At 65.1% G+C, this 26,559-nt stretch carries 41 protein-coding genes; 31 read left to right on the top strand and 10 right to left on the bottom strand.

The features are described 5' to 3' along the window. The first annotated feature begins 109 nt into the window (after positions 1-109). Positions 110-775 carry a phage virion morphogenesis protein gene (locus tag QGN17_RS20590; protein WP_281046482.1) on the top strand — a complete coding sequence of 222 codons (666 nt, stop codon included), beginning with the start codon at positions 110-112 and terminating at the stop codon, positions 773-775. A gap of 157 nt (positions 776-932) precedes the next feature. Here the strand turns inward: QGN17_RS20590 and QGN17_RS20595 are convergent, their stop codons facing one another. From QGN17_RS20595 to QGN17_RS20605, 3 genes are read right to left on the bottom strand one after another with little or no spacing between them, the layout of a single operon-like run. After that, the gene (locus tag QGN17_RS20595; RefSeq protein WP_281046483.1) at positions 933-1,370 is read right to left on the bottom strand and encodes a DUF6884 domain-containing protein; all 438 of its coding nucleotides are present in this window, start codon (positions 1,368-1,370) and stop codon (positions 933-935) included. Next, positions 1,367-1,660, bottom strand: coding sequence for an addiction module antidote protein (locus QGN17_RS20600; protein ID WP_281046484.1), 294 nt, complete (start codon positions 1,658-1,660; stop codon positions 1,367-1,369). The genes QGN17_RS20595 and QGN17_RS20600 overlap by 4 nt, the downstream gene beginning before the upstream one ends. A gap of 38 nt (positions 1,661-1,698) precedes the next feature. Next, positions 1,699-1,989: a type II toxin-antitoxin system RelE/ParE family toxin gene (locus QGN17_RS20605; RefSeq protein ID WP_281046485.1), complete on the bottom strand. Its 291-nt coding sequence runs from the start codon at positions 1,987-1,989 to the stop codon at positions 1,699-1,701. A 60-nt stretch (positions 1,990-2,049) separates the two neighbouring features. On the opposite strand from QGN17_RS20605, the gene QGN17_RS20610 reads away from it, so the two are divergent. Genes QGN17_RS20610 through QGN17_RS20625 form a run of 4 tightly spaced genes read left to right on the top strand, consistent with a single transcriptional unit; the run spans position 2,050 to position 3,999 of the window. Further along, positions 2,050-2,439 (top strand): hypothetical protein, encoded by a 390-nt coding sequence (locus QGN17_RS20610; RefSeq protein ID WP_281046486.1) that lies wholly within the window; start codon positions 2,050-2,052, stop codon positions 2,437-2,439. Continuing rightward, entirely contained in the window at positions 2,436-2,726 is a 291-nt protein-coding gene (locus QGN17_RS20615) for a hypothetical protein (RefSeq protein WP_281046487.1), read from the top strand. Before QGN17_RS20610 ends, QGN17_RS20615 begins: the two co-directional genes overlap by 4 nt. Continuing rightward, positions 2,723-3,046 (top strand): hypothetical protein, encoded by a 324-nt coding sequence (locus QGN17_RS20620; RefSeq protein ID WP_281046488.1) that lies wholly within the window; start codon positions 2,723-2,725, stop codon positions 3,044-3,046. The genes QGN17_RS20615 and QGN17_RS20620 overlap by 4 nt, the downstream gene beginning before the upstream one ends. Next, complete coding sequence (locus QGN17_RS20625) at positions 3,043-3,999, top strand: tyrosine-type recombinase/integrase (protein WP_281046489.1); 957 nt, start codon at positions 3,043-3,045, stop codon at positions 3,997-3,999. Before QGN17_RS20620 ends, QGN17_RS20625 begins: the two co-directional genes overlap by 4 nt. A 2-nt stretch (positions 4,000-4,001) precedes the next feature. Here QGN17_RS20625 and QGN17_RS20630 read toward each other — a convergent pair whose 3' ends face one another. Next, positions 4,002-4,331, bottom strand: a complete 330-nt coding sequence (locus QGN17_RS20630; protein ID WP_281046490.1) for a hypothetical protein — start codon at positions 4,329-4,331, stop codon at positions 4,002-4,004. 83 nt (positions 4,332-4,414) lie between these two features. On the opposite strand from QGN17_RS20630, the gene QGN17_RS20635 reads away from it, so the two are divergent. The 4 genes from QGN17_RS20635 (at position 4,415) to QGN17_RS20650 (ending at position 6,037) form a co-directional block, all read left to right on the top strand. After that, positions 4,415-4,717: a hypothetical protein gene (locus QGN17_RS20635; RefSeq protein ID WP_281046491.1), complete on the top strand. Its 303-nt coding sequence runs from the start codon at positions 4,415-4,417 to the stop codon at positions 4,715-4,717. Between the two features lie 84 nt (positions 4,718-4,801). Further along, positions 4,802-5,491, top strand: coding sequence for a ParA family partition ATPase (gene parA, locus QGN17_RS20640; RefSeq protein ID WP_281046492.1), 690 nt, complete (start codon positions 4,802-4,804; stop codon positions 5,489-5,491). Further along, a complete protein-coding gene (locus tag QGN17_RS20645) occupies positions 5,488-5,763 on the top strand; it encodes a ribbon-helix-helix domain-containing protein (RefSeq protein WP_281046493.1) in 276 nt (91 codons plus the stop codon). The genes parA and QGN17_RS20645 overlap by 4 nt, the downstream gene beginning before the upstream one ends. Positions 5,764-5,881: 118 nt before the next feature. After that, the gene (locus QGN17_RS20650) at positions 5,882-6,037 is read left to right on the top strand and encodes a hypothetical protein (protein WP_281046494.1); all 156 of its coding nucleotides are present in this window, start codon (positions 5,882-5,884) and stop codon (positions 6,035-6,037) included. 71 nt (positions 6,038-6,108) lie between these two features. Here the strand turns inward: QGN17_RS20650 and QGN17_RS20655 are convergent, their stop codons facing one another. Beyond that, the gene (locus tag QGN17_RS20655) at positions 6,109-6,978 is read right to left on the bottom strand and encodes a replication initiation protein (protein ID WP_281046495.1); all 870 of its coding nucleotides are present in this window, start codon (positions 6,976-6,978) and stop codon (positions 6,109-6,111) included. Between the two features lie 391 nt (positions 6,979-7,369). On the opposite strand from QGN17_RS20655, the gene QGN17_RS20660 reads away from it, so the two are divergent. The 9 genes from QGN17_RS20660 to QGN17_RS20700 all read left to right on the top strand — a co-directional run bounded on the left by QGN17_RS20660 (position 7,370) and on the right by QGN17_RS20700 (position 15,342). Further along, positions 7,370-8,296, top strand: a complete 927-nt coding sequence (locus QGN17_RS20660) for a baseplate assembly protein (protein ID WP_281046496.1) — start codon at positions 7,370-7,372, stop codon at positions 8,294-8,296. Beyond that, positions 8,293-8,919, top strand: coding sequence for a phage tail protein I (locus QGN17_RS20665; RefSeq protein ID WP_281046497.1), 627 nt, complete (start codon positions 8,293-8,295; stop codon positions 8,917-8,919). Before QGN17_RS20660 ends, QGN17_RS20665 begins: the two co-directional genes overlap by 4 nt. Continuing rightward, positions 8,920-10,026 carry a gp53-like domain-containing protein gene (locus QGN17_RS20670; protein WP_281046498.1) on the top strand — a complete coding sequence of 369 codons (1,107 nt, stop codon included), beginning with the start codon at positions 8,920-8,922 and terminating at the stop codon, positions 10,024-10,026. Positions 10,027-10,029: 3 nt separating this feature from the next. Then, positions 10,030-10,470: a hypothetical protein gene (locus tag QGN17_RS20675; RefSeq protein WP_281046499.1), complete on the top strand. Its 441-nt coding sequence runs from the start codon at positions 10,030-10,032 to the stop codon at positions 10,468-10,470. A 20-nt stretch (positions 10,471-10,490) separates the two neighbouring features. Continuing rightward, complete coding sequence (locus QGN17_RS20680; protein WP_281046500.1) at positions 10,491-10,604, top strand: GpE family phage tail protein; 114 nt, start codon at positions 10,491-10,493, stop codon at positions 10,602-10,604. Positions 10,605-10,655: 51 nt separating this feature from the next. Continuing rightward, positions 10,656-13,469 carry a phage tail tape measure protein gene (locus QGN17_RS20685; protein WP_281046501.1) on the top strand — a complete coding sequence of 938 codons (2,814 nt, stop codon included), beginning with the start codon at positions 10,656-10,658 and terminating at the stop codon, positions 13,467-13,469. A gap of 2 nt (positions 13,470-13,471) precedes the next feature. After that, positions 13,472-13,873: a phage tail protein gene (locus QGN17_RS20690; RefSeq protein WP_281046502.1), complete on the top strand. Its 402-nt coding sequence runs from the start codon at positions 13,472-13,474 to the stop codon at positions 13,871-13,873. Continuing rightward, positions 13,870-14,886: a contractile injection system protein, VgrG/Pvc8 family gene (locus QGN17_RS20695; protein WP_281046503.1), complete on the top strand. Its 1,017-nt coding sequence runs from the start codon at positions 13,870-13,872 to the stop codon at positions 14,884-14,886. Before QGN17_RS20690 ends, QGN17_RS20695 begins: the two co-directional genes overlap by 4 nt. A 273-nt stretch (positions 14,887-15,159) precedes the next feature. Beyond that, positions 15,160-15,342, top strand: coding sequence for a hypothetical protein (locus QGN17_RS20700; protein ID WP_281046504.1), 183 nt, complete (start codon positions 15,160-15,162; stop codon positions 15,340-15,342). Positions 15,343-15,364: 22 nt separating this feature from the next. Here the strand turns inward: QGN17_RS20700 and QGN17_RS20705 are convergent, their stop codons facing one another. Further along, positions 15,365-15,943, bottom strand: coding sequence for a hypothetical protein (locus tag QGN17_RS20705; RefSeq protein ID WP_281046505.1), 579 nt, complete (start codon positions 15,941-15,943; stop codon positions 15,365-15,367). A gap of 21 nt (positions 15,944-15,964) precedes the next feature. Further along, complete coding sequence (locus tag QGN17_RS20710; RefSeq protein WP_281046506.1) at positions 15,965-16,750, bottom strand: helix-turn-helix domain-containing protein; 786 nt, start codon at positions 16,748-16,750, stop codon at positions 15,965-15,967. Between QGN17_RS20710 and QGN17_RS20945 the strand changes: the two genes are divergently transcribed. The 13 genes from QGN17_RS20945 (at position 16,686) to QGN17_RS20770 (ending at position 22,102) form a co-directional block, all read left to right on the top strand. Then, positions 16,686-16,910 (top strand): DNA-binding protein, encoded by a 225-nt coding sequence (locus QGN17_RS20945; protein WP_390902727.1) that lies wholly within the window; start codon positions 16,686-16,688, stop codon positions 16,908-16,910. The two genes, QGN17_RS20710 and QGN17_RS20945, sit on opposite strands and share 65 nt — an antisense overlap. A 54-nt stretch (positions 16,911-16,964) precedes the next feature. Beyond that, positions 16,965-17,429: a hypothetical protein gene (locus QGN17_RS20715; RefSeq protein ID WP_281046507.1), complete on the top strand. Its 465-nt coding sequence runs from the start codon at positions 16,965-16,967 to the stop codon at positions 17,427-17,429. Between the two features lies 1 nt (position 17,430). Beyond that, the gene (locus QGN17_RS20720; protein ID WP_281046508.1) at positions 17,431-17,709 is read left to right on the top strand and encodes an ogr/Delta-like zinc finger family protein; all 279 of its coding nucleotides are present in this window, start codon (positions 17,431-17,433) and stop codon (positions 17,707-17,709) included. A 180-nt stretch (positions 17,710-17,889) separates the two neighbouring features. Continuing rightward, on the top strand, positions 17,890-18,048 hold the full coding sequence (locus QGN17_RS20725) for a hypothetical protein (protein ID WP_281046509.1): 159 nt from the start codon (positions 17,890-17,892) through the stop codon (positions 18,046-18,048). Further along, on the top strand, positions 18,045-18,338 hold the full coding sequence (locus QGN17_RS20730) for a hypothetical protein (RefSeq protein WP_281046510.1): 294 nt from the start codon (positions 18,045-18,047) through the stop codon (positions 18,336-18,338). The genes QGN17_RS20725 and QGN17_RS20730 overlap by 4 nt, the downstream gene beginning before the upstream one ends. Next, the gene (locus tag QGN17_RS20735; RefSeq protein WP_281046511.1) at positions 18,328-18,567 is read left to right on the top strand and encodes a hypothetical protein; all 240 of its coding nucleotides are present in this window, start codon (positions 18,328-18,330) and stop codon (positions 18,565-18,567) included. Before QGN17_RS20730 ends, QGN17_RS20735 begins: the two co-directional genes overlap by 11 nt. After that, positions 18,560-18,799 carry a DUF2312 domain-containing protein gene (locus QGN17_RS20740; protein ID WP_281046512.1) on the top strand — a complete coding sequence of 80 codons (240 nt, stop codon included), beginning with the start codon at positions 18,560-18,562 and terminating at the stop codon, positions 18,797-18,799. Before QGN17_RS20735 ends, QGN17_RS20740 begins: the two co-directional genes overlap by 8 nt. A gap of 238 nt (positions 18,800-19,037) precedes the next feature. Further along, complete coding sequence (locus QGN17_RS20745) at positions 19,038-19,358, top strand: hypothetical protein (RefSeq protein WP_281046513.1); 321 nt, start codon at positions 19,038-19,040, stop codon at positions 19,356-19,358. Continuing rightward, positions 19,351-20,028: a hypothetical protein gene (locus QGN17_RS20750; RefSeq protein WP_281046514.1), complete on the top strand. Its 678-nt coding sequence runs from the start codon at positions 19,351-19,353 to the stop codon at positions 20,026-20,028. The genes QGN17_RS20745 and QGN17_RS20750 overlap by 8 nt, the downstream gene beginning before the upstream one ends. Positions 20,029-20,033: 5 nt before the next feature. Continuing rightward, positions 20,034-20,423 carry a hypothetical protein gene (locus tag QGN17_RS20755; RefSeq protein WP_281046515.1) on the top strand — a complete coding sequence of 130 codons (390 nt, stop codon included), beginning with the start codon at positions 20,034-20,036 and terminating at the stop codon, positions 20,421-20,423. Beyond that, on the top strand, positions 20,420-21,124 hold the full coding sequence (locus QGN17_RS20760; RefSeq protein WP_281046516.1) for a DNA-methyltransferase: 705 nt from the start codon (positions 20,420-20,422) through the stop codon (positions 21,122-21,124). Before QGN17_RS20755 ends, QGN17_RS20760 begins: the two co-directional genes overlap by 4 nt. After that, positions 21,124-21,357, top strand: a complete 234-nt coding sequence (locus QGN17_RS20765; protein WP_281046517.1) for a hypothetical protein — start codon at positions 21,124-21,126, stop codon at positions 21,355-21,357. Before QGN17_RS20760 ends, QGN17_RS20765 begins: the two co-directional genes overlap by 1 nt. A gap of 22 nt (positions 21,358-21,379) precedes the next feature. After that, entirely contained in the window at positions 21,380-22,102 is a 723-nt protein-coding gene (locus QGN17_RS20770; protein ID WP_281046518.1) for a replication protein A, read from the top strand. 610 nt (positions 22,103-22,712) lie between these two features. Here QGN17_RS20770 and QGN17_RS20775 read toward each other — a convergent pair. The 3 genes from QGN17_RS20775 to QGN17_RS20785 all read right to left on the bottom strand — a co-directional run bounded on the left by QGN17_RS20775 (position 22,713) and on the right by QGN17_RS20785 (position 26,529). Then, on the bottom strand, positions 22,713-23,543 hold the full coding sequence (locus QGN17_RS20775; protein WP_390902726.1) for a DNA adenine methylase: 831 nt from the start codon (positions 23,541-23,543) through the stop codon (positions 22,713-22,715). A 134-nt stretch (positions 23,544-23,677) separates the two neighbouring features. Further along, positions 23,678-24,718 carry a phage portal protein gene (locus QGN17_RS20780; RefSeq protein WP_281046520.1) on the bottom strand — a complete coding sequence of 347 codons (1,041 nt, stop codon included), beginning with the start codon at positions 24,716-24,718 and terminating at the stop codon, positions 23,678-23,680. Further along, on the bottom strand, positions 24,715-26,529 hold the full coding sequence (locus tag QGN17_RS20785; RefSeq protein ID WP_281046521.1) for a terminase large subunit domain-containing protein: 1,815 nt from the start codon (positions 26,527-26,529) through the stop codon (positions 24,715-24,717). The genes QGN17_RS20780 and QGN17_RS20785 overlap by 4 nt, the downstream gene beginning before the upstream one ends. Positions 26,530-26,559 lie beyond the last annotated feature (30 nt).

A 26,559-nucleotide genomic window follows, 5' to 3' on the forward strand; every position in this document is an offset into this window, starting at 1 on the left:
ATGCGCCGATGCTCGACACCTTCCCCGGCGTCACGCCCGCCCCTGCCCTCGCCCAGCTCTTGCTGGACGATATGCGTGCCGGCAGCGAATTGGTCCTGCCCGAAACGGCATGAGCGACGAGCTGGCGCAGATCGAGAAGCTGGCGAACGCCATGCTGGCGCGCGTCTCGGCCGGGCAGCGCCGCACGCTGCTGCGCAAGATCGCCCGTACCGTGCAGGGAAGCCAGCGGGAGCGCATCCGCAGCCAGCGCGATCCCGAGGGCGCCCCCTACGTGCCGAGGCGCCCCAAGGCCCCTCCCCGCCCCGGCAATCATGCCCTCAGGTTCCTCTACCCGAAGGGAGCGGCCGAGCCGCGCCTCGTCTTTATGAAGAGCTGGGTTCATCAGGGCGCGCTGGTGACAGGGTTCGACATCGAGGCGAACGCGATCCGCAGTTTCTTCTGGGATCGTATCGCCAAATATCTCCCCGTCCCCGCCGAGGATGACAACGTCGAGGCCGGCCGGCTGCGCCGCAAGGGCGTGATCCGCAAGAAGGCGATGTTCCGCAAGATCAGCTCGGCGCGTTATCTCCGCGCCGGCATCGAGGGCGACGAGGCGTGGGTGGGTTTCAGTGGCCTCGCCTCTGACATCGCTCGCGTCCATCAGGACGGCCTGAAGGACAAGCCGGCGCCGAAGGCCAAGGCCGTTCTCTACCCCCGCCGCCCGCTCCTGGGCTTAACCGCGGCCGATCGCGAGGCGGTGCTCAACATGCTGCTGGAGCATGTGTCGGCCGTCTGATGCCGGCGACGTTGCCGGATTTTCGCGATCCGACAGCCTCCCTGATCTTCGAGACTAAATAGAAGATCAACACTAACAGGGAGGAAATGACATGCGTATCGACCAGATCATCCATCTGATCATTGCGATCTGCTACATCATCTTGATCTTCATCTGATCAGGTGAGCTGGGCTGCTTTCGAGCAGCCCAGCACGGCATTGCGTAGCCAGCTTTTCTGCGAGCCGATCCCCAGCCCGGCCATGGGCACCGTCGTGCGGGCGCCGGCCCACTCCACCACTGCACGCCGATAGCGGTCGCCCGCGAGGATGACGATAGGCGCGGCGGGATCGACCGCGCGCGCGAGCTGCTCGACGACGCGTCGATCCCAAGCCGCGCGATCGGCCGCGCGCATCGTGTTGAGCGTCACATCATAGGGCGCGATCGTCTCGTCCGGATCGACGAGGCCATGCTCGGCCGACAGGATGAACCACGGCCCGCCCTGCGCCTCCACATAGGCCCGCGCCTTCACGAACCAATCGGAGGTGTAGAGATCGCGCGCGGGCGCCGGTGTGGTCCCCTTCCCCGCGACGCACTGGACGAGGTGGACGGGCGTCATGCCTGGGCGGTGCGCTCGGCCCGCAGGGTGAACCCGAGGGAGTGAGTGAGCTTGAGCAAGGTATCGAGCGTCGGATTTCCGTCTTTGCCGAGCGCACGATAGAGCGCCTGCCGCTTGATGCCCGTGTCGCGTTCGACTTGCGTCATGCCGCGCGCCTTCGCGACGATCGCGAGCGCATGTTTGATATAACCGGCGTCGCCCGTCCCAAAGGCATCGGCGATCAGCTCGGCCTGATCCTCGGGATCGGTCAGAAATTCGGCCGCGTCGAAGCGGGTGAGTTCGATCGTCATGTTACCTGCCCTCCTTGGCATTCGTCGTTACAGGCCGCTCAGGGTATCTGAGCGGCGATCTCCTTGGCCTTCGCGATGTCCCGCTCCTGCGATCCCTTGTCGCCCCCGGCGAGCAGGATGATCACCTCCTCGCCGCGCCGCGTGAAATAGAGCCGGTAACCCGGCCCGAAGGCGATCCGCGCCTCGCTCACCCCATCGCCAACCGATTTGACATCGCCCATCAGGCCGGCTTCCATCCGCGCAATCCGGATCGCGATCTTCGCCGTGGCCTTCCGATCGCGCAGGCCCCGGAGCCATTTCGCAAAGGTCGATGTCTGCGTCGTTTCCATGTCGTCACTTATAAGAGACGGAATGGTGGGCGTCAACATATAAGTGACAGGCAGGCAAGCATGAAGGGTCAGTTTGCGAAATTGCGCAAGTTAGGGCTGTTTGCCCTCCATATCTGTGATAAAGGACATTATCACAGATATGGAGGTGGCATGGCGCAGTCTTACTATCCGCAGCAGAATCGGCTCCCCCGCACGCTGACGGCAGGCCAGTTGATCGAGCTGCTCAAGAAGGTAGATCCGGCCAAGCCGGTCATCTTCCGGTCCCCGCAATACGGCGCCTTCGGTTCGAACCACGCCTACAGCGTCGAGGAGGTGCGTGAGCGTTCGTTCCCGGCGCGCTCTGAGCATCATCCAGCGTCCAGCTATATCGACGATGAAACCGGGGTCGAGGTTCAGGTGGAGGCGTGGGTGCGAGAGTTCCATGCATGGGATGGGATCGAGATCGCGTGACCGAGGATATCGACTTCGAAGCCGCGCATGTCATCATCGAGCGCATCGCCAAGATCGCAGAGATGTTCGCGGGGCAGGCCGGCGTGGGCGGCATGGAGACAGCTGGGTCGCTGATCTCCTATCTCGCCGAGAATCCCCGCGACATCGAGCCATGCTTGCGCTTCGGTGTTTTCGAGATTCCTACCGACTGGCACATGCATGGCCGGCTGTCATGGCATGGTAAGGACGGGAAGGTGTTCTGGCCGGCCGAGGCCCTGCGCGCCCGGCAGGCGAAGGCGGCAGCGTGAGAGCCTGCCCGATCTGCGGGGACATCTTCCGGCGTCAGTCGCGCTTCGATGCACATCTCGCCGAACACGATCGCTTTGTTCACCGGCGCGAGCTGGCCGGCTTGGCTCCAATCGAAAGCACCGTTCCGCCGATGACACGCGAACATGTGAACACGCTCACTCGCGACGGTCGGGACGGTGTGCCGGCCGGTTGGCGCTTGGTGCCGGCCGAAGCGACTATGGAGATGATCATAGAAGGCTGGGACATCCCTTGGTCCGTGCAGGACTTTTGGAACCGCATGCTGCGAGTAGCTCCGGCTTTTACCGCTGATCAGCCATGACAGCCCTTTCCGCCCTCCCCTCTCCCACCTTGCCGGCACTGATCGCGGCCGAGCCTGATCGCGTCCGCACGCGCTTCCTCGAATTCTTCGCGGCCGAGATCCGAAATGCCAACACGCGTCGCGCCTACATGCGCGCTGCCGGCGACTTCCTCGCCTTCGCCGAACAGCTCGGCGCAACGTCGATCGCCGCGATCGGCGCGATGCACGTCGCCGCCTGGGTGGAGCATCTCAGCCGCGAAGCCTCGGCGCCAACTGTCAAGCAACGCCTCGCGGGCGTGCGGCACATGCTGGACTATCTGGTGACGGCGGGCGCCCTCCCCTTCAACCCGGCGACATCAGTGCGCGGGCCGCGCCACAGCGTGAAGCGCGGCAAGACTCCGGTCCTGATGGCTGAGGAAGCGCGCGAGCTGCTCGACGCGATCGACGTCGCCACCCCAGCCGGCCTGCGCGACCGCGCGCTGATCGGCGTGATGACCTACGCCTTCGCCCGTATCGGCGCGGTGACGGACATGCTGGTCGAGGATACCTTCGTGCAGGGCCGGCGCCTGTGGCTGCGCCTCCATGAGAAGGGCGGCAAGATCCACGAAATGCCGTGCCACCATCGCCTCGAGGAATATCTCGTCGCCTACATGGAGGGCTGCGATCTGATCGACACGCCCAAGGCTCCCCTCTTTCAGTCAATCGGGCGTGGCACAGGCCGGCTCAGCGGCCACGGCCTCGCCCAGCAGGACGTCCACGCGATGGTGCGACGCCGGGCGAAGGCGGTGAACATTCGGACGCCGATCGGCAACCACACCTTCCGCGCCACGGGCCTCACGGCCTATCTGAAGAATGGCGGCAAGCTGGAGGCAGCGCAGGCCATGGCGAACCACAGCTCGCCGCGCACGACGCAACTCTACGATCGCCGCACGGACGAGGTGACGCTCAGCGAGATCGAGCGCGTGCTGATCTGAAGCTAGAAGCCTATGCGGCGGGCATTCGCTTCGATCTTCGGAACGGCCACAAGGCGGAAGTTGACCTGCGTGTAATGCGCGATCACCCGCGCGATGCGGTTCTCTTCATCGACGCCCTCAAAGACGATCATTTGATCAGCCAGCCGCACACGGCTCGCGTGGATGGCCGATTGCGCGCCACTTACGATGATGCCGATATCATGATCGGCGCCGAGACCAGCCTGGAACTGCTCGATCTCTTCCTTGATGGCCTCGAAGGCCCATTCCGGTAGCGACTTGAAGTTGCTCATATCCAGCGGCGCGGGAAGTTCGAAGGAAGGAACTTTGAACATCCGTCGAATATGGGATGTCGCGGCTAACGATCAATACCATCGGTCCGTTTGCCTGCGTTCCGGTCTTGTTCCATAGTCGCGGAATGGGCAGCAAGCGGTTCGATCGCCTGAGTGACTTCGTGCGACACGAAGCGAACGTCTATGCGGTATGTCGGCGCTGCGACAATTCGAGCGTGATCGAGGCCGTCCAGCTGCAGCGCTGGTTCCTGTGCCACAACTGGAACGGCGAGGCCGAGGCCATCCCTCGCCGGCTCCGCTGCTCGGCCTGCGGCGCCAGATCCCCCCGCGTCATTCCGGCGCCGGGCCAGCCAACCGGCCCTTCGCGAGCCTTCTTCCCGCCGAGCGAAGATGCGTGGAAGCAGCTGGTGCGCCGTCTGCGCGGATAGGTTTCACACTCTTACACATTGACGGAACATGCGAACGGGCGCACATGGCGACGTGTTCACACGCTCACGTGCAAGGAAGCGGACATGCGAACAATCGCGGTTATCAGCCAGAAGGGCGGTGCGGGTAAGACCACGCTTGCCATCCACCTCGCGGCCGAGGCGGCCAAGGCCGGTCTGTCCGTCCTGATCCTCGATACAGATCCGCAGGCCACGGCCTCGCAATGGAGCGAGTGGCGTGGCGAAGGAGTAGAGCCGGAAGTGGTCGACTGCGCCTCCCCTCCCCTGCTCCCGCGCAAGATCGCCCAGGCGGCCGAGCTGGGCGCCGATCTCGTAGTGATCGACACGCCGCCCCACGCGGACGCCATGGCGCGCGCTGCGTGCAGCCTCGCCGATCTGGTTCTCGTTCCCTGTCGCCCGCAGGCGTTCGATTTGACAGCCGTGGCGACCACAGCCGATCTCATCCGTGCGGCCGGCAAGCCCGCCTTCCTCGTCTTCATGGGCGGCCCCCAGCGCGCCCCGCTCACCTACAAGGAAGCGACCGAGCTGGTGCAGGGAGACGGCAAGGTGGCGGGCATGGGCCTGCGGGTTGCACCGGCGATGCTCACCAACCGCGCGATCTTCCACCACAGCACGGCGAGCGGCAAGGTTGCCGGCGAGGCCGAGCCGAACGGCAAGGCGGCAGAGGAGGTGGCAGATCTGTGGAAGTGGACAGGCGGACAAGTGGGCGTGTCCACACGTAAACGTGCGAGCAAGGCGAAGGGGAAAGCGGCATGAGCAAATTCGGCGGGATGCGGGCACAGCGCGAGCGCGCGGCCGAAGTTGCGGCGCCGGTCGCGATCGAGGCCGGGCAGGGGCCTTCAGCCTCTGCCGGCCGAGCTGCGGCACGCGCGGGCAAAAAGGCGGTGAGCGGCTATTTCTCACCGGCTGTCAGCAAGGGGCTGAACGTCCTTGCGATCGAGAATGGCGTTACGCTTCAATCCCTGATGGGCGAGGCGTTTGATGACCTGATGCGGAAGTACGGCAAGCATCCGTTCGGCGAGCGGTGAACGTGTCCACACGGCAACATGCTCGCAAGCGAACAGGACGGCAGGGGGCGTGACTGATCCAGAGCCATCGTATCGCTTCCACAAAGAGCCGGTGCGCGACGCGAGAGACGCCCTTCGCATGCTCGATGACGTGAACAGCCTCGTCAATTTCTGCAGCGTCAACATGCTCGACATCGACCGCTATTACCGTGGCAGCGAAGCGATGTGGCGCGTTGCACACTGGATTGCCTCGCTCCCCGAAGCCAAGGCTCGGCAATCAGCTCGGAGCGAGTGAACACGGGGACATGTTCACTCGCTCCGCATGGCCATCGCTCGAAAAGTGAGCTTTGGGGTATCAGCTCACTTTTAGCTGGGCAGATCGATCAGCATGGGCAGCTCGCCCGTAGCGCCCTTCATCCGCGCGCGGCGCACGATGCTGTGCTGGTCGACGAGGTTCCTCGCATCCGATTGGCCGACCGACGTCTTCGAAAACCACGCCATCTCGATCTTCTCGACCTTCCGGCCGCGCTTGATCGGTTTGAAGTCCACATAGAACGGGCAGAGCTTGTTGATCTCGTCGGCCGCAAGTTTCAGGCAGTATTTATTGAGATCGGCGAAGCGTTCCAGTTTTCCCTTGGGGACGTTCAATAGCCCCCGGATTTCGTCAATCGTGAACGTCTCGGTGCGCTTCCAATCGAGGCCTATCCGGCGCTCGATCATCTCATAGAGGCACAGCGAATATTTGCTCTCGAAGCAATACATCACCTGCGTTTTAAGCCGGGCGTAGACCTCGCTGTTGCGCAGGATCTCGATCAGCTCCTCGGGGATGCGATAGTAGAGCTGCCCGTCGCGGTTCAGGCTTTCGTCACTGGCGCCGAGCAGCTGCACGCGGCGCTTGTAGGGCTTTCCGTCCTTCTGGATCGTCACCACCGCGATCGTGGACATCAGCCGCAGCAACGACGCCTCGATCCGCTCGTTGCCCTGGTGCGATCCCTTCAGCAGCGTTTTCGGGATGCTGTGGACGATCGGCTCGCTGATCCGCTCCCACGCGTTCGCGATCAGCAGATTATAGATCCGGCGATCAGCGAGGCTCAGCGGCGACAGCTCGACGATGTCCACCAGTTCGCCCGGTTTGACGATCTCGCCATAATGCCCCGGATTGAACGGGTTTCCGCGCGTTTTCTGGTCGATCGTGCGGATCGCCGTCGAATCGTTCGGTGAGGCGGAAGCGGGCATGGCCTCACCGTAAGCCCCATCGCTCACCGCAGGGAAGGGGGCTACCCCAATACTCACCGATTGCCCGGCTGGGCGTAGAAGCTACCCGAAAACTCACTGCTGGCCGCCCAAAGCCTCACAATTGGCGGCCCCGAGCCTCACCTTTGCCGGCCCGTCCACTCACGCGACTCATCCCCAAACCTCACCGGCCGGACCATTTTCGCGTTAAAGCGCAACGGGTTATCCGCGCATGAATCTTGAACAAGAGAATATAGAAGAATCTGAACGGCAACGGTGAGTTTTCGGGTCGCTCGCTCGCTGCGGCACGACGCCAATCCCCGGCTATTGTGGGAACGCCTTTCACAAGAGCGGTTCATGGCGGGCGCGCAACGCCGCGCCGCATAGCAGCCGCATGGCCGACACGACCAGCTCGTCAACCTATACCGCCGTCGATCTCTCGCGCCTGCCGGCGCCGGAAGTCGTCGAGACGCTTGATTTCGAGGCGGTCTATGCGCAGATGGCTGCGGGCGTATCAGCGCGGCTCGCCGCGCAAAATCCCCCGATCAGTTTCGATCCCACGAACGAGGCCGATCCAGCCGTCGCGGTTCTTCAGGAAGCCGCCTACCATGTGACGGTGCTGCGCGCCCGCGTGAACGACGCGGCGAAGGCCTGTATGGTCGCTTACGCGACGGGTGCCGATCTCGAAAACCTGCTCGCTCTGCTCGATGTCGAGCGCCTCGTCATCACGCCCGCCAATCCCGACACGGGTGCTGCAGCCGTTGAAGAGGCTGACAGTGACTTCCGCAGTCGAGGCGTATTGGCCCCCGAGGGGTTCTCGGTCGCGGGGCCGGAAGGCGCCTATATCTTCCACGCCCGATCAGCCGACAGCCGCGTCGCCGATGCCAGCGCGACCAGCCCCGCACCCTGTCAGGTTGTCGTCACCATTTTGGCGCGGGCAGGGGACGGCACCGCTCCTGCGGATCTGATCGACGCCGTCTCGACATACCTCGCCAGCGGCGATCGGCGCCCGCTCACCGATCTCGTCACCGTGCAAAGCGCGTCGATCGTCGATTACGTCATCACCGCGACGCTCATCACCTTTGCCGGACCCGACAGCTCCGTCGTCATCGCCCAGGCGCAGTCCGCGCTCGCCGATTATCTCGCCACCACTCGCGGCCTTGGCCGTGACGTCACCCGTGCCGGCATCATCGCCGCGCTGAAGGTCGAGGGCATCCAGAATGTCCTGCTCGCCGAACCCGCCGCTGACATCGCGCTCGATCGGACGCAGGCGAGCAACTGCACCGCGATCACGATCACCAACGGGGGCCTTGGCGAATGACGCTGCAGCCTTCCAACGCGCCCGCTTTCCAGCGCGCACTGGCCGAACCGATGGGCCAGCTCGCCGAGATCCCCGTGCCGCTACGCGAGCTGTGGAACCCGGCGACGATGCCGATCGAGCTGCTGCCGTGGCTGGCATGGGCGCTCAATGTCGATCGCTGGGATACCGATTGGACGGAAGCCGCCAAGCGGCAGGCCGTCGCCGATGCGATCCCCCTGCAGCGCAAGAAGGGAACCGTCGCCTCGGTAGAGGCGGTCCTCACCAGCTTCGACGAGCTGCTCACCCTCACCGAATGGTTTGACCAGGCGCCGCAGGGCGAACCCGGCACCTTCACGATCGATCTTCCGCTCGGCGCCGATGGAGGCGCGCGCAGCACGGCCGCCTTCGCCGAGGCGATCATCCGCGATGTCACTCGCGTGAAGCCGGTTCGCGCGCACTTCCAGCTCTATCAGAGCGTCGCCGCGATCGGACAGGTCGGCGTGATCGGCGCGGCCCGCGCGCTGGTGAATGCGCGGATCGACGGAACCGTCCTCCCCGACACGTCCCAGCCTTGGGACACCTTTCTCCAGACTGCGAACGGTGAGCCGCTGCAGCTGGCGAGCGGCGAATTTCTGGAGCAGTAATTGAGCGGCATCGCCCCCCTCGTCCTGACGATCACGCAAGCCGGCCTCGCCGTCTTCACCGAAGCGCAGGGCAATACCGACATCAATCTCACCATCGCGACGATCGGCGTCACCGCCGAACCCTTCGTCGTGGCCCCGACACTCACCGCTCTGCCGAACGAAGCGAAGCGGCTGGAAACCGTGTCGGGCGAGGTGCTGGACGAGGCCATCGTCCACCTCGTCGCCCGCGATTCCAGCACCGATGCCTACAGCGTCACCGGCTTTGGCCTGTTCCTCGCCGACGGCACGCTCTTCGCGGTCTACGGCCAGGAGACGCCGATCCTGCAGAAGAGCAGCCTGTCGGGCGCCAACCTCGCGCTGGATCTCCGCTTCCCGAACGTCGATGCGAGCCAGATCACGTTCGGCGACGCCAATTTCCTCGATCCGCCCGCCACGGAAAGCGTGAAGGGCATCGCCTATATCGCGACGCAGGATGTCGTCGATGCCGGCGACGACGATACGATGATCGTCACCGCGAAGAAGCTGGCGGTGCGCCTCGCTGCCGTGATCGCCGGCACCTTCGCCAGCGCGGCCGAGACGATCGCGGGCGTCCTCACCACCAAGGCGGTGCACCCGGCCGGCCTCAAGGCGGCGCTGGACGATCGCCTTGGCGCCGGCTCGCCGACCGCCTTCATCAAGACGCTGCTCGCGGCCGTCTCCGCGACTGCCGCGCGCGCCACGCTCGGCCTCGGCAATGCGGGGACGCTGAATACCGGCAGCGCAGCCGATCTCCTCGCCGCCAGTGCGGCAAACGTGCTGGTGACGCCGGCCATGTTCGGCGCTCTCGGCCATGTCTTCGCGGCCGACTCCGGCCAGTATGTCTTTCCGGGCGGCCTGATCCTCAAATGGTTTCCGGGCACGGCGGGCGGCAACGCCACCACCAACATCGCGATCCCGACGCCCTATCCGACCGCCTGCGTCGCCGCGTGGGTGCAGGGCGCCGCGATCGGCAACGACGCGCAGGACAACAACCCATCCGTCGCGGGCGCGCTCTCTGCTGGCAGCGTCCCCGTCTTCAACGCCGTCGACGGCGACGTTCCCGTCCGCGTCTACACCTTCGGATATTGATCCATGGCGAAGCTCCACGATCTTCCAAACGCAGTTGCGCTCACCGGCACCGAGCTGATCCCTCTCGATCAGAACGACGCCACCAAGAAGGCGCCCGCGCAGGCTTTCGCGGATCTCGCGCTGGGGCAGGCGGCTGCGGTGCTGCCAGTCCAGATGGCGCCGGAAAGCGGACTGCGCTGGGCGTTCATCGATCAGGCGACCAAGAAGCTGCTGTTCGCGCTGACGATGGATCACAAGCTGCTCGCCCCGGCCGGCGCGATCACGCCGGATCTTCTCGATCCCTCGATCGGCATCCTGCCCTCGGGCGTATTCGGGGCGCCGCTCGCGCCAGAAAGCGCGTGGCTCACCAAGCAGGAAGTCGCCGCACTCGATCCCGCCGATCTCATGCAGATGGGAGGAGAGGTAATGGATTTTTTGCTGCCGAGTGCGGTGAAGCAGGCCTGACCCGAACCGTCGAGGACGCCATGGCAGATCTCGCGCTGGTCTTCCATTGGGAGCCTTCCGCGATGAACGGCATGGGCCTCGGCGAGCTGATGGAATGGCGGGCGCACGCCGCCCGCCGTCACAATCCCGACTGACGACCTGTGCGCGTGTGAACACGTCCACGCGCCAACATGCTGGATCATCCCGTGGCCGATCGTAACCTCCGCATCGTGATGCTGCTGCAGGCGGCCGACAAGATGACGAAGCCGCTGCGCGATATGGCGGCGGGGTCCAGCAAGCTGGGCAGGGCGCTCAAAGAGGCGCGTGATCGGCTGAAGGCGTTGGAGCAGCAACAGGAGGATATTTCCAGCTTCCGCAAGTTCCGCGCCGCCCAGGCATCGGCCGGCGAGGAGATCAGCGCGACCCGCGCCAAGCTGCGCGATCTCGCGGCTCAGATGCGCGATACCGACAATCCGTCGAAGAAGCTGCAGCGCACGTATGATCAGACGCGGGAGACGCTGGTGCGTCTCAAGGATCAGGAGGGCCGGCATAACGTCGCGCTGGGCGAGATCTCGGCCAAGCTGAAGGCGGCCGGCATCAACAGCGAGCAGCTGGAGCATCACGAAGACCAGCTCGCGCGCCGCATGGCCGCGACCACTCGGCAGATCGATGAACAGTCGGCCGCGCTCAAGCGCCGGAATGATCGATCGGCGAAGATCAAGGCGGGCAGGGAGGCGTTCGACAGCAACGTCAACAAGGCATCCGCCTCCACCGCAGCCGGGCTGGGCATGATCGGCACCGGCGCCGCTATCGCCGCGCCGCTCAAGATGGCGACGCAGGACGCGATGGATTTCCAGAGCGTCATGGCGGACGTGAAGAAGGTCGTGAATTTCGATCCAGGCGCGCTGGGCGACCAGCAGTTCAAGCAGCTCGGCGACGACATCCTTCGTATGTCGGAGACGATCCCCGTCTCGGCCGAGGGCCTCGGCCAGATCGTTGCCGCTGCCGGCCGCTCGGGCATCGCCCGCAAGGATCTGGCGGGCTTCGCCGAGGATGCGGCCAAGATGTCCGTCGCGTTCGACATGAGTGCGGACGATGCCGGCACGATGATGGCCGCGTGGCGCACCGCGTTCAACACGGATCGCGCGGGCGTGACGAAGCTCGGCGATCAGATCAACGCGCTGACGAACGCCTATGGCGGCAACGTCGCCTCGGTGAACGCGGTCGTCACCAGCATCGGGCCGCTGGGCAAGGTGGCGGGCACCGCCGCCTCGCAGGTTGCCGGCATGGCGCAGATCCTCGCCAAGCTCAGCGTCGAGCCGGAAGTCGCCGCGACCGGCATCAAGAACCTGATGCTCACGCTCACGCGCGGTGCCGCCACCACGCCCAAGGCATCGAAGGCATGGGCCAAGCTCGGCCTGGACGCCGTCGATGTTGCCAAGCGTATGCAGAAGGACGCGGGCGGCACCATCCTCGACGTCTTCACCCGCCTGTCCAAGATGGGTGACGCCGATCGACCGGCCCTGCTCACCACCTTGTTCGGACGTGAATCGGTCGGCGCCATTGCGCCGATGCTCACCAACCTCGACCAGCTCCGCACCAATTTTCAGATGGTCGGCGACGCCAGCCAGTACGCCGGCTCGATGCAGAAGGAGTATCTATCGCGCCTCGGCACGACCGCGAACGATGTCCAGCTCGCGCAGAACAACCTGAAGGAGCTGGGGATCGTCGTTGGGACGCAGCTGCTCCCCACGGTGACCGATCTTGCACGACGCCTCTCGCACGGCCTGCAGACGCTCTCCGCCTTTGCGCGGGCGCATCCCGTCGCGATCCAGCTTGCTGCCAAGCTGGCCGCGACGCTCGCGGCGCTGATGGTCGCGGGCGGGGCGTTCATGTTCCTGCGCGCGGGCCTGCTGGGCTTCACCGCCCCCTTCAAATTCGCTTTCAGCCTGATTGCGAAGGAAAGCGAGGGGGGCGGCCTCGCGCTGACGAAGTTCGGCCGCCTGGGCGCGCGGGTTTTCAAAGGCCTTCCGGGGGCTGCGCGCACCGCGTGGAGCGGAATCGCGAGCGCCGGGAGGATCGGAGCGGCCGGTATTACTGCGGCCGGGACCAAGATCTGGGGTGCAACGCGGACCGCCTTCACGGCGACCGCCGCTTTCGCCAGCCGGACAGGCGTCGTTCTCGGCAATATGGCGAAGGCGGCAGCGCTGAATATCGGCAAGTTTGCCATGGCGATGGCGCGCGGTGCAATCGCCCTCGCTGCTAACCCGATGACGTGGATCATCCTCGGCATCGTCGCTGCGGTCGCATTGCTCGCTGGCGCTGGATACCTGATCTACAAGAATTGGGGCGCGATCTCGAAATTCTTCTCTGGTCTCTGGACCGAGATCAAGGCGGATGCGTCGGGCGGCATTGCCGGCATCGCGCGCCTGCTCACCGATTTCAGCCCGATGGGGCTGCTCTATCGCGGCTTCGCGGCGCTGATGAATTGGCTAGGCGTGTCGATGCCAGCCCGCCTCTCCGATGCCGGCGCCATGATGATCAGGGGCCTGATCAACGGCATCACCGGCATGCTCGGCCTGCTGAAGTCGACGATCGTCAACGCAGCCAGCTCGGCCGCGACGTGGTTCAAGGAGAAGATGGGCATCCACAGCCCGTCACGCCTGTTCCACGGCTTTGGCGGCTACATGATGCAGGGGCTGTCGAACGGCATCCACGCGGGGGCAGGGGAGCCTGTCGCCCGCCTGCAGGGCCTGTCGCGCCGTATAGGCACCGCCATGGCGATCGGGGCGGCTGTGCCGACCTCCGCCTTCGCCTCGCCTTCCACGGGGCCTCAGCGGGGCGCTGCGGGGATGCTGGGCAGGGCAGGGGATCATTACGAGATCCATATTCATCCGGCGAAGGGCATGGACGAGGCGGCATTGGCGCGCCTGGTTGCGGAGGAGATCGCGAAGCACGAGGCGAAAAAGGCCGCGGCGAAGCGCTCCACCTTCGCCGACACGCCGGATTGGGAAAACTGATCATGGCCGTGATGTCGCTCGGCACCTTCGTCTTTTCGATCCCCACGCTGTTGTTCGATCAGTTCCAGCAGCGCGAGGGGCAGCGGTTCGCCACCAACGCCCGCGTCGGCGCACGCGATGCCGTTCAGGCGATCGGGCCGGATGAGGAAACGATCCGGCTCGACGGCCTCGCCGTGGCCGAGCTGCAGGACGCGGACGGCTCGCTGGACCAGCTACGCGGCATGATGGAAGCAACCGGGATCTGGCCCCTCATGGACGGCAATGGGCGCCTGTACGGCTATTACGTGATCCGCTCGCTCGAAAACCGCTCCCGCACCTTTCTGGCGGGCGGCGAGAAGCTGGCTTTCGAGTTCGGCCTCGATCTCCTGCGCGTCGATGATCCGGAAGCAGATGCCGCGTCATGACGGTTGTCGCCAACACGCCCGATTTTCGCATCATGCTCGACGGCGCGGATCTGTCGCCGAAGATCCGGCCGCGCCTTGTCTCGCTCTCGATCTCCAGCAAGCGTGACGACGCCGATCAGCTCGATCTCGTCCTCGACGATACGGACGGCAAGCTGGCGTTGCCGGCGACGGGCAAGCTGCTCACCGTGTCGATCGGGTGGAAGGACGGGCCGGACGTCACGATCGGGCTGGTGAGCAAGGGCAGCTTCAAGGTCGATCAGGTCAGCTATTCCGGCCCGCCCGACATCGTCACCATCCGCGCGCGATCGGCGGACTTCACCCAGGCGAGCGAGCTGCGCACCCGCAAGGCCCATGCGTGGACCGATACGACGCTCGGCGCCGTGCTGGGCGAGATTGCCCAGCGCAACGGCCTGCAGCTCAAGATCTCGGCGGATCTGTCGGCCGTCGCGATCCCGTCCGTCCACCAGAGCCGCGAGAGCGACATGGCCCTGGCTCGCCGCCTCGGCCGCGAGCATGATGCCGTGGCGACGGTGAAGGCCGGCAAGCTGATCTTCAATCCGGCCGGCTCTTCGTCCACGCCGGCCGGCAAGTCCATGCCGGCGATCACGCTGCGGAAGCGCGATTGCGGCCCGTTCACCTACGACGTCGCCGAGCGCGAGGCCGTCACCGGCGTTACAGCCGCATACCACGACCGCGATGCGGCCAAGCAGGCGACCGTGACAGAGGGCAAGGCATCGGGCGCCAAGCGCCTCTCGCGCGTCTATGCCACCAAGTCCTCCGCCCAGCGCGCCGCCAAGGCGGCGAAGAGCCGGGCGGCCCGCGCACCCGCCTCCATGGATCTGACGGCCGCGCTCGGCCGCGCCGACATCATGCCAGAGGCGCAGGTGACGGTTTCCGGCTTCAAGGCCGAGATCGACGCGACGTCGTGGATTGCCAGCGAAGTGACGCAGTCGATCACGGCCCAAGGCGCCGGCTTCACGACTCAGATTAAGCTGGAAAGCGCGCCGAAATGAAATGTCACCCCTCGATATTTGGTCGATGGGACAGTCCGGCTGCGAATTCGGCCATTCCGCAGCGGCGCAACCAGTCTCATAGTGGGACGCAGGGCGAGGGTGGGGGCCTTTGGCGGCGGGGAATCGGAAAAACCATTTTCCTACACGCCGCCATCTATTTTAGTGGAACGAATCAGGAACGGGGTCGCATCTGTGGTGAGTGGGGTTCATGCTTTTCGTAACGCGTCGTCTTGCCGTGCGGCCTGCCCGCAATGTGAGGCGGAATGTGCGCTCATGGTCGCTTTGCGCGACGATGTCGGGCGCAGGGTCGCGGATCTCCAGCGCGAGCTGGCCGCGAATCCGTCCGTCGCGCTCGCGGCCGAGCTGCGGGAGGCCGGCGAACTGCTCGATGTCGTGCGGGAACATGCCGTCGCCGCATTGCCCTGGGCGCGTGCCGAGCTGGCGGCCTGCGCTTGATGGAATGATTGCCGCAGGCCCTCTAGCGGAGGGCCTGCGCGCAAAAACCACGCATATCGTCGGCATTGTCGCGGCAGTATTTATCGACCGCCTCCGTGGGGTCGATGCCGTACACGCTCACCTCGGACGCCAGATTGAGCACCCCGAACGGGCCGAGGCCGTCGTAATTGGCGTTGCGAAGATCGGCGATCGGAACGCTCACCAGCATGAAACGCATTCGATCAGGATTGCCCAGGCGATCTGTTGCCGGGACGGTGTAGGTGACGTGGACAGTCTCGATCTTCGCGGGAACGTCCTTCGCGCCGGCCTTGATGGCTTTACCGATCTCAGTCAGCACCATGCCGGACTTGCCGATGTACGCATCGCCATCCCAATTGCTCGCGAGATCAGCCGTAATCCAGAGCTGAGCCTCAGCAGGCTCGACCTTGTGAATGCTTTCGTCAGCCGCTTTCACGGTTGCGGGCGCCTTCTTCTCGTCGTGTCCACCGCTGCTGGCGATAATGACCGCCAGAACAATAAAGATAATGACGATGATCGTCAGACAGCCCGCCACACCCTTGGCGATATCACTCGCCCCGGCTTTCGCCTTCTTATTCGTCATTATTGCCCCTGTTCTGCCCCGTTATGCGCTGCGTTTTTCGTCGAGCGGCAGCTCGTCCGCGTCGTCTGCCGGCGTCTCCTCAATGATCCAGTCGCCCTCGATCGCGCGCAGCGCGGCGGGGAGGGACTGAGCGAGGATCTTCGCGCGGCGATCGGCCGGCAGCTTGTCGGCGACGCGGAGGAGCGTCTCGAACATCTTGGTAAGCAGGCGCTCGTCCGGCAGATTGTCGGCCGGGTTCGGGCTGACGCCAGCTTTGTCGTCGAGAATAGCGGTAATCACTCGCGCAATTGTCTGCTGATCGACGGGCGAAGCACTCCGCAGTTTAGTCACCAGCCGGCTTTCCGCAGCTGGAAGCGCTTGGGATCGAACACCCGTAATGACGTAGCCGACGTCGATCCCGGCCCGCGCTACAGCGTGCAGGTAAGCCGCATTAGGTTGTCTGGTCTTATCAGGGTTCTCGTAATCGCTCTGCGAATTGAGCGAAACGCCGCCGATCGCGCCCAATTCGGCCTGCGTAAGACCGATGCGCGTCCGTTCTTCACGAAGACGGCCTCCCAATTCCATAAGATTGGCGAATTCCCCTTGCCCATTCCCCATTTCTGGGGCATGGTTACACACGTTTCCACAAATTGGGTAATGGCACGTGTCAGGATCGAAGGAAACGGTGGAAGAGGCGGTACTGGCCGCAATCTCTTCCTCCGTCACAACGCGGAAGGGGTTGGACCCCGAGCGTGTGAAGCGCGTGCGCGAAGCCTTCAGAGACAAGGGCGTCGAGGTTTCGGCTTGGGCGAGGCGAAATGGTTTCAATATCCAGCTCGTTCACATGATCCTGCGAGGCGAACGGAAGTGCGAGCGTGGGCAATCCCACCGCATTGCCGTTCTCCTCGGCCTCAAGGACGCCTCTCTCCCCGATATCGACGAGCGGCTTGGTGGAACCCCCTCACTTCGGAACGCGGATCATGGGTGAAACGATCCGATTCGCACAGTGCAATCCCCCCGCTTTCATGAACGTGGCCTGATCATGACGAAACGCGTAGATCCCACCGGCATTCCTGCGGCGATCCGAGAGATTGCCGCGCTCATTGGCTGGGAGGCCATCGCCGCCGCAACCGGCAAGGGCAAGCGGGCCGTCCAATATTGGGGCGATCCGGAAAGCAAGCGCTCGCCCACCATGCTGCAGGCAGCGGCGCTGGACGCCCTCTATCTCGAGCGTGGCGGGCTGTTCGCCCCGCTGCGCGATGCCTTCAATGTTTTCGCCGATCGCCGCCTCTCGCCGACCGTCGCCGATCCGGACATGATCGTCGCCGAGCTGACGTGCATGGCGCGCGAAGCTGGCGAGGCGATCACGGCCGGCATCCAGCTCGTGGGCGGCAAGCCCAGCCGGGCGATGATCCACGCGACGCTGATCGAAGTGAGCGAAGGCAGCGATGCGTTCGACGCCGTCGAGCGCCGCTTGTCTGCCATGCTGGGGGAGGGGGTCGCCTGAAATGAAGCGTGACGTTGCGTTTCCGTGTCCACATTGCGGGGGTCGCACCCTCATCCGCTCCAGCGAGCAGGTGAGCGACACCGTGCGCGAGACGCGGATGCGCTGCGACAATGACGATTGCGGGTTCAGCTTCGTGGCGCAGATCTCCGTGATCCGCACCATCCAGCCGAGTCTGCAGCCCAAGCCCGGCGTCGTCGTGCCGCTGGGCAATCAGAATCTGCGTTGGGATCGGCGCAGGCCGCCCGACCTGTTGGAATCCCTGATGACCAGCAGCGGCTGACCTAAGTCCCTCCCGCTCACCGTCACACCACCATTCGCGCGCGGCCCGTTTCGCGCGGCGCCCCCGCTTTGCCTTGAAGGATTGGCCCATGAAGAAGATCGGAGCCGTTGCCATCATCGTCGCCGCGATCATCGCGACGCCATTCGTCGTCGCCTGGACGCTCGCATCGGGGAACGGCCGGTGAGCGGCACGATCGGCATCGCGATCGAGGCCATCGCGATCGCAGGCATGATCTATCTCGCCGCGATCGAGTGCCACGACGCGTTCGCGAAGATCCGCGCCCTGCCGGCCGAGGACGCTGCCGGCGACGCGGCCGAGCTGCAGGGCGTGGCGGCATGATCCGCGTCCTCTCCCTCGACGAACGGCGCGAGCATCTCGGCGCCTACGTGCAGCACGCGCGCATCGCGCACGGCGCCTCGATCAACGTCGCGGCCGAGCGCATGGCCCGCAACGCCGGCACCGCCCGCCACCATGGCCTGATCCTCGGCATGATCGAGGCCGGCCGGCATCTGCCGAGCGCCGCGTACATCGATCGCATCGCCGAGGCCTTCCCGATCAATCGCCGCGTCATGGATCAGCTCTGCGCGCCCAACGCCGTGTCGGGGAAGGTGCGCCGCAATGTCCACTGAGCTGCCCGAGATCCTGCGCGGGCGCGAATGGCGCCACGTCGCGACTGCGCGCTTCGTGCGCAGCGACGGCATCGCGATCCACCAGATCAAGGGCGGCAAGTGGACCTTCATCGTGCCGGACGGGCTGGTGACGCTTCGAGCTGCCGCTCGCGCCTTCGCCACGGCCGGCGCCGCAGCGACCTTCCTAAAGAAAAACTACCCCCTCCAACCGGAGACAAAGAATGTCTGACGCGAACGTCGCGGCCGATCAACTTCGCCTTTTCATCGAGCGTATTGAGCGCCTCGAAGAAGAGAAGAAGGGCATGATGGATGACATCAAGGATGTCTATCTTGAGGCCAAGTCACAGGGTTACGACGCCAAGACCATGCGCGTGATCGTTCGTCTCCGAAAAATGGAGAAGAACGCCCGCGACGAGGCGGACGCGCTGCTCGAAACCTACAAGCGGGTGCTGGGGCTGTGATGCTCGCAGGCGCGCTGCTCCAGGCGGTTTGTGCCGCTTGCGCAACCCTCGGCCTCGTGAATGTCGTGCGCGGCGCTCCGGGTATCGTCGCCCATGCGCTTGTCCGTGGTCTGGAGCGTAACCGGGTCGCACTTCATTTTTGGGGCGCCATCATAACGCAGGGCCTTTGGGCGGCGCTCTTCCTCGGGGGGCTGGTGATAAGCGCCGTCGCTGCGCTGCGCTGGGCGGGGGTGATGGCATGAACGCGCCCGCCTTCGGCTTCGCCAAGCCCGCCCGCCCGATCGATTTCAGCCGCTTCGTCACCGGCGCGCAGCGCACGCTGCGCGACGAGGGCTATGCCGGCGCCGCGAACGACATCCGCATGATCTCGGCCGCCCTGCAGGCGGGCGGCGATGCCCTCGCCGATCGCGACAACGGCGATAACGACCGCTGGGTCGCCGAGCGCATCGCCACCGCGATCGAGGCGGCCGGCTACCTGATCCTCTCGCGCGACAAGGCCGTGATCGGCCTCGTCCAGCTCTACGCGCGCCAATTTCACAGGGAGAATTGCCATGGGTGAGCTGCACACGCTTCCGCTGCCGGCCGAGACGCCGGCACCGCGCTATCACTATGCCGGCGTTCGCGCCGACACGTCGCAGCCCTTCAGCTGGTACGTCCTCGATCGCGGCCCCTCGGGCAGCGGCATTCGCGAAATGGCGGCTTGTGAGAGCGAAGCCGACGCCTGCGCGATCGTGGATGCCCTGCGCCGGGCCGAGGGCGTGATTTGGATGGGCTATGATCCATCGACCGGGCCGGATCTGCACGAAATCGCCACCTATCGGCCGGGCGACTTCAAGCCGATCGTCCTGGGCACGCCGGTTTGCGAGGCGGCCGTCTACGCCGATACGCCCGGCGCCCGCCGCATGATCGAGCTGCGCACCGGCGTCTCGGCCGAGCAGTCGACGATCCGCGCCAGCATTCGCGCCTTCCGCAACGGCGTGCAGGCCCTGATGATCCGGCTCGGCTTCACCGAGGCGGCCGATGACGCCTTCCTCGCGTGGGAGCTGATGACGCTCGCCGGGGCGTTCCACCGCGACACCGAGCTGGCCGGCGAGCAGCGCATCGAGACGCTGCAGCGCGCGATGCGGGATCTGCTCTATTTCGACGGCTACTCCTACATCGCGTCGAACGACGGCGCGATCGACCGCCTCGCAGCGCTGATCGCCTCGGGCGTGGGCTTCGCGGGATGACGGGGGTGGGGTTCGTCCTGCGGGCGTTTCGGATCAGCGTCGAGGGCGAGGGGTACGTCTACCACGCCAAGTCGCGCGCTCGGGCGCTGGGTGACGCCTTCCATGCTTACACGCACGCTCGTGGCAGCATCAAGTTCGCCGATTTCCTTCGCTTGGCTTCGTGCCGGCAGGAAGAGGGTGGCGAGCGCTTCGGTGATCCGATCACTGTGCTGGGCAAACCGGCGTTTTTCGTCACCAGCAACCGTCAATACGTCCAATTCGTCCGGCCGGGGCGGGGCGAGGTGTTCAATTCTCACCCCCTCGACGTGTTGCCGGTCGAATATCGCCCCGACACGTACCGCTCGGAGAAGTTCGATGCGCAGGCGCTGGAGCCGTGCAAGGAGATGGCATCTTGAGCGGCCCGCGCGTTGAGCGCATCGGCGCGGCAACGCTGTATCACGGCGATTGTCGCGACATCCTGCCGTCGTTGGGCGCGATCGACGCGCTTTGCATGGACCCGCCCTATGAGTTCGACACGAGCGGGGGCGGGGCGTTCCGCGCCCAGCGCGAGAACATGGATCAGATCGAAGCGGCCGGCCTAGCCGACGGCTTCGATCACTCCGTTATTAGCGGCGATCAGTTCGGCTGCGCCGTGATCTTCGCGCACAACGATCAATGGGCGTCGCTTCTGCCGCACGTCGCCGGGCAGTTTGATCGGTACGCTATCTGCCAATGGCATAAGAGTAACCCGCTTCCGGTCGCGAACCACCACTATCAGCCCGACACGGAAATCTACGTGCATGCTTGGAAGCGAGGCTTCCATCCTGCCGGCGATCTTCGCCAGAAAAAGCGATTCATCGTCGCACCGAACGGGCAGGACGGGTCCATCGACCACCCCACGGTCAAACCGCTCGCCGTCATGCGTAAGATCGTCACGAACATTACGGGCGAAACGATCTGCGACCCGTTCATGGGTAGCGGCAGCACCGGAGTAGCAGCGGTCGAGCTGGGCCGGCGCTTCATCGGGATCGAGCGCGATCCCAAGCACTTCGAAACTGCCTGTAGGCGGATCGAGGCAGCACAGCGCCAAGGCGCACTGATGCTCGCGGTCGCCTGATGCTCTCCCGGTTCTTCACCCGCTTCCGGACGCCGGCTTCGCAGCCGGCGCCCACGCCACAGGCCAGTAGCGAGGCGCTGTCGGATCTGAAGAACCTCGTCGCCGATCGTGCCGCAGCCGCGCGCACGCTCGCCGATGCCCGTTCACGAGACGCGTGGCGCGAGCTGCGCGACGCACGGACGGCCCAGCTGCGCGACGAAATCGCCCGCCGCGCCGCCAACACCATCCACTGATAGCTTCCAAGGGTCCACAGTCATGGCCGCAGCCTCCCTCTTCGAAATCGCAACCGGCGTGCAGCATAAGGCGCAACGCAGCTTCCAGTTCGTGCGCCGGCACAGCTATTACGCCAACGATCGCCGCGCCCTGTCCATGTGGAAGCCGCTCGACCTGCAGGCGGCCTCGATCAGCCAACGCCTGCGCGCGGCCGAGGAATATGAGCGGCTGAATCGCGAGCCGGGCAAGCGCAACGGGCCGCTCGGGCACATCGCGATCGAGGTGCTGCGCGCGATGTATCGCGTCGTCTGCCGCAAGACGGGACGGCTGGAGCCGTCGATCGCCTACCTCGAGGAGAAGCTGCACCGCTCGCGCGCCGCGATCGTGCGCGCGCTTGATGCGCTGAAGCGGCACGGCTTCCTCGATTGGGTTCGCCGCAGCGAGCCGATCGAGGATGCGGGCCAAGGCCCGCAGGTGAAACAGATCACCAACGCCTACGCGCTGCTCATCCCGCACAAGGCGATGCAGTTTATCAAGCACATGGCCAAGGCCGCGCCGCTGCCCGTGGACGACGAGGACCGGCGCAAGGCAGCTAAGGCCGAGCATGAGGCGATGCTCGCGTCCCTGCCCACCCAGGAGCTGCCTGCGCAGCTCGTAGACGACCGCACATTGTCGGAGGTTCTTTCGAGCCTAGGCGCCTCTCTCTCTGTGTCTGACGCGAGTTCACCGAAGAGCCTCAATCCGACCCGAAAGGTTCAAGAATAAAAGGAACGCCTACCGGCGTGCGTTTTGGAAGGAGATAGGCCCCACATACCCCTGACGAAGATCCCTAGAAGCGATGTCGACCGGCCGGCTTTGGCCGGCCGGGGTGCACCCACGGGGCGCATGCGTCTTGCGTCGCGCCCGCCAGAGGCGCACCGTGCGCGGCAGGCGTCGGGATGCGGGTTCTAGGTGCATCAAACCGCAACGCGCTGAGCGGCCTCCACAGCGCAAATACGGCCCCATTTTCCGGGGCCGGCATCAAAATCCGAAAATGCATCAAACCCGCATTGAAAAGTGGGCGGGCGAGGAGGGGGGAAAAGCGCGCAAAAAGGGGGTGGCACCCCGCCTCGCGCGGCCCCGCGCGGGCCTCGGAATGGCCCCGCCGCGCCCGCCTGCTGCCGAGGGCGAACGATCGGCGACGCGAGGCATGCAAGCCACCCTCGCGCGGCCGAGGCGCTGAGAGGGCTTTAAATCGGCTCTGTGGGGAATGGGTCGCGATCGGCATGGCGGCCGGATCGTCCAGGCGCTCGATGCCGGCGCCGATCAGCCGCGAGGCGGCCGAGCTGGTGGACTAGATCCGGCGCGGGCGCGCGGATCTAGTCCGCCCCGCCGATCAGCCGATCGGGAAGTTGCTGATGATCAGCTCACCGGCCGGCCGGGCCTCGGCGCCGACGGTGTAGGTCGTGACGATCGGCGCGATGTGGAAGCGCGCGAACGTCTCGCGCACCTCGGGCCGATCGTTGATCGAGAGGATGAACCTGCCGGCGATGCCGGCGAGCTGCTCGGCCAGCTGGGCGAAGTCGGCGCGGCCGAACACGTCGGGGCCGTAATCGTCCTCGCAACCCCAATAGGGCGGGTCGAGATAGAACAGCGTCCCCGGCCTATCATATCGCCGGATGAAGTCGGCATAGCCCAGCTGCTCGATGACGACGCCGGCAAGCCGGCGATGGAGATCCGCGATCATGGCATCCAGCTTGCTGGCATTGAACCGGGCTGGGCCGGCGACATCGACGCCGAACGTCCGGCCCTTCACCTTCCCGCCGAACGCGAGCCGCTGCAGATACAGGAATCTCGCCGCGCGGTTGAAGTCGGTGAGGCCTGCGCGGATCGGGTCGATCGCCCGCAGCCGGTCGAATTCCGCCCGGCTGGTGATCCACCAACGCTGCAGGTAGGCCGCGAATTCCGGACCATGCTCGCGCAGCACGCGGAACAGGTTGGCGACGTCGGCCGACACGTCGTTGATGACCTCGGCCTTCGGCCGGCGCGATCGGCGCAGGAAGATGCCGCCCATGCCAACGAACGGCTCGGCATAGGTGTCGCACGGTATCTCGTCGATGATCGCGGTGAGGCGCCGCGCGAGGTTGCGCTTGCCCCCGATATAGCCGGCAATCGGCGCGGACGGGCGAATTGTGTAAAAGTGTGGAAAGTTCAAGCAGGCACTCATATGGGTTCGCCGCCCGATGATCCGGGCGATGGGCTGACCGGTGAAAGCCGGTCGGGACGAGTGCCTGCTCGTCGGTGAACCGCGTTGGTAGCGCGGTTCCCCCCGCCCGGCGCGGCCGGACGGGGAAGATAGGGTCAAGCCTTGGCGGGCGTGCCGGCGAGAGGGACGCGGGCCGCGAATTTCACGGCCTCCACGCCGATCTGCTCGTTGATGTCGAGCAGCGCAGCCTGAATGGGCGTGATCTCCAGCTCGTCGAACATGTCGGTCGCCTGCAGGGGATTGCCGAACCCGCTCGATCCCTGCGCCGGCACAATGCCGAGCAGCTGGGGCGGCACGCGGTGCGCTGCAAGGATGTCGTCGCGCGACGTCCCCTTGATGCCGAGGAATTCGTCACTGGCGCCGAGCTGGGCGATCGGGATGATCTTGATCTCGGTATCTTTGCCCTCGGGCGTCTGCACGAACAGCGATCGGAAATTGCCCGGTCCCTTCGACCGGCGCAGCGCTTCCTTCAGTGTGTCCGTGTCGATATTGGTAAACTGGCCCTTGGCGTGCATGATATAGCCCGCGTGACTGCCATTCTCATAATATTTACGCCGAAATAGCGTCGCCGCTTCATTGAGAAAGGCCGACTGCAGGGCGGACACATATTCGGGGATGCCGTAATATTCCTGATTTAGATCGGGCTGCGTGATCTGGATGACTTGCGTGTCGAATTCGACCGGCGACACGCCGTTTTCCAGATAGAAGAATTGCCCATCCTCCAGCCCGCGCCGGGTGTATTTCGCAAGCGCGTGGTCGAGCCGCAGCACGCCCCCCAACCGGTTGACCCGCACCTCCAGATATCCGTTCGCAAGGACGAGATAGTCCTGCACCAGCGCGGCGAAGGCCTTCCGGCTCAGCCAGCGCGACGGAATGAAGGCCGAGATCAGCCGGTTGCGCTTCAGTTGCATCGCCGAGCTGTGGTGCGGCGATGCCCAATAGGCCCGCGCGAGGCCTTCCATCGGGAGCGGCGGTTCCCAATATTGGCCGTTGTTCACGCACTCGCACATGTCGAGGATCGCGCGGCGCCCGCCAAGCACCGGTTCCGGATCTCCGAAGCTGAACGCCTGCACGGGGCTGGGCTGGGCGGCGATCGTCGTCGCCTCTGCGCGATTGTCGTTCGCGAACGTCGTCACTCAATAACCTCCATGGACCCCTTCGGGCGTTCCTTGCCGTCGAGCGGCTCGTTCATGAGAATGTGCATCACCGCCCAGGCGAGATCCGCGTGGCCCTCGCCGACGGCGCGGCCGGCCTTGAAGGTGACGTTGCGGCCCGACGTCGTCAGCGTCTTCTTGATCGAGATGAAGGCGGAGATCAGGTCGTTCCAGCCAAGGTCGAACGCCATGCGGCCGCGCCGGATGACGTTCTGCGCCTTCATGATCATCTGCGCCTTGAATTCGAGCGAATATTCGAGGCGGACAACGCCGCGCACGCCGCTGTCCGGCTTGGCGAGCAACTGGTAGACGGCCGAGCCGATCCCGCTCGCGTCCACGCCGACATAGGTGCAATTGTATCGCGACAGCGTCGCCTTGATGAAGGCGGCCTGCTGCTCATAGTCGAGGCCGCGCAGCTGGTGCTTTTCGAGCAGGCGGAAGGTGCCACCCTCGTTCAACGGGGGCGCGGCGATCACCAGCGCCGCGTTGTCGCCGTCCTCGCTCTCCTGCGGGTCGTAGCCGGCCCACACCTCACGATCCCCATAGGGGCGCGCGGCCTCAAGATCGACGTCGGCCCAATCGACCATCGCATCGACGCCGCAGGCGGTAAGATCGTTGAATTTGAAGGCCGAGAGGCTGTCGTCGACGAAATTGCAGAGGAACAGGTTGGCGAATTCGTCATCCGCATATTCGTCGCGCAGCTCGTCGATGTCGAACAGATCGCAGCCCTGCGCCTCGGCATCGAGCACGGTGACGATGTGGCGCCAGATCTTGTCCGGCCCGATCGCACCGTCCTTCAGCGCGTCATGGCTGACATCCAGCTCGACGCGGTCCTCTTTCTTCCGGCGCCGGTTGCGACGCTCGCCCGTCCAATAGGGATAGGCCGGATGCGCGACCGTGGACGGCGTGGAAAAATAGGTCTTCCGCCACTTCTTGTGGGTCGCCATGCCCGAGGCGACCTTGTTGAGTTCCTCGAAATTGTGGACCCAGAAGAATTCGTCGAAGTAGAAGTTGCCGTGACGGCCCTGCGCGGTGCGGAAATTGGTGCCGAGGAAGTGCAGTTCGGCCGCTGCCTCTTCGTCGGGCCGCAGCTCGCTGGTGATCATCATCGGATCGCCAGACAACGTCACGCCCACCAGCTTGGCGAAGCTGATGATATAGCTCTTGAATTGGTACGCCTGCGCCTTCGACGCCGACAGGAAGATCTGGTTGCGCCCCGTCTCGATCGCGTCGATCAGCGCTTCGAACGCGAAATAGTAGGTCGCGCCGATCTGGCGCGACTTCAGGATCATGCGCGTGCGGAGGGACGAGCTGGCGTACCAGCTTTCCTGATATCCGTAGAGGCCGGCTTCGAAGATGCGCTTCAGCTCGGCCGCCTGCTCGGCGGTGAAATGGTTCTTCTTCGGCTTCTTGCGCGGGCCGGCGTTGCGGTTGCCGACCTTCTCGTTGAGATCGCCCTCGTGGCCGTCCGGCTCGTTGAAGCGGCGCACGCGGGCAAGCTGGGCCACCTGTCGGCCGAGGAGATCGATCTCCTTATAGTCGGCGCCGGTCTTCTGGTCCTTCAGCACCAGGCGCTGCCAGCGGACTTCTAGGCAGTCCTCCATGCGGCGCAGGAAATCGACGCTGTCCCACTGGTCGCGCTGTTTCCACGCCTCGATCGTCGCGCGGGGGTGCGGCTTGCCCTTGTCATTGACGATGCCGAGCTGCTCCAGTTCTTCGGCGATCTCCGTGATCCCCCAGCCGAGCCAGAACAAGCTGCGCGCGCGGCGCCGCGCGTCGAGGACACGCGGCATAAGCGGGGGAATGACGGGTTCGGGCGGGGC

It is taken from the genome of Sphingomonas oryzagri (genome assembly GCF_029906645.1).
GTDB lineage: Bacteria > Pseudomonadota > Alphaproteobacteria > Sphingomonadales > Sphingomonadaceae > Solisphingomonas > Solisphingomonas oryzagri.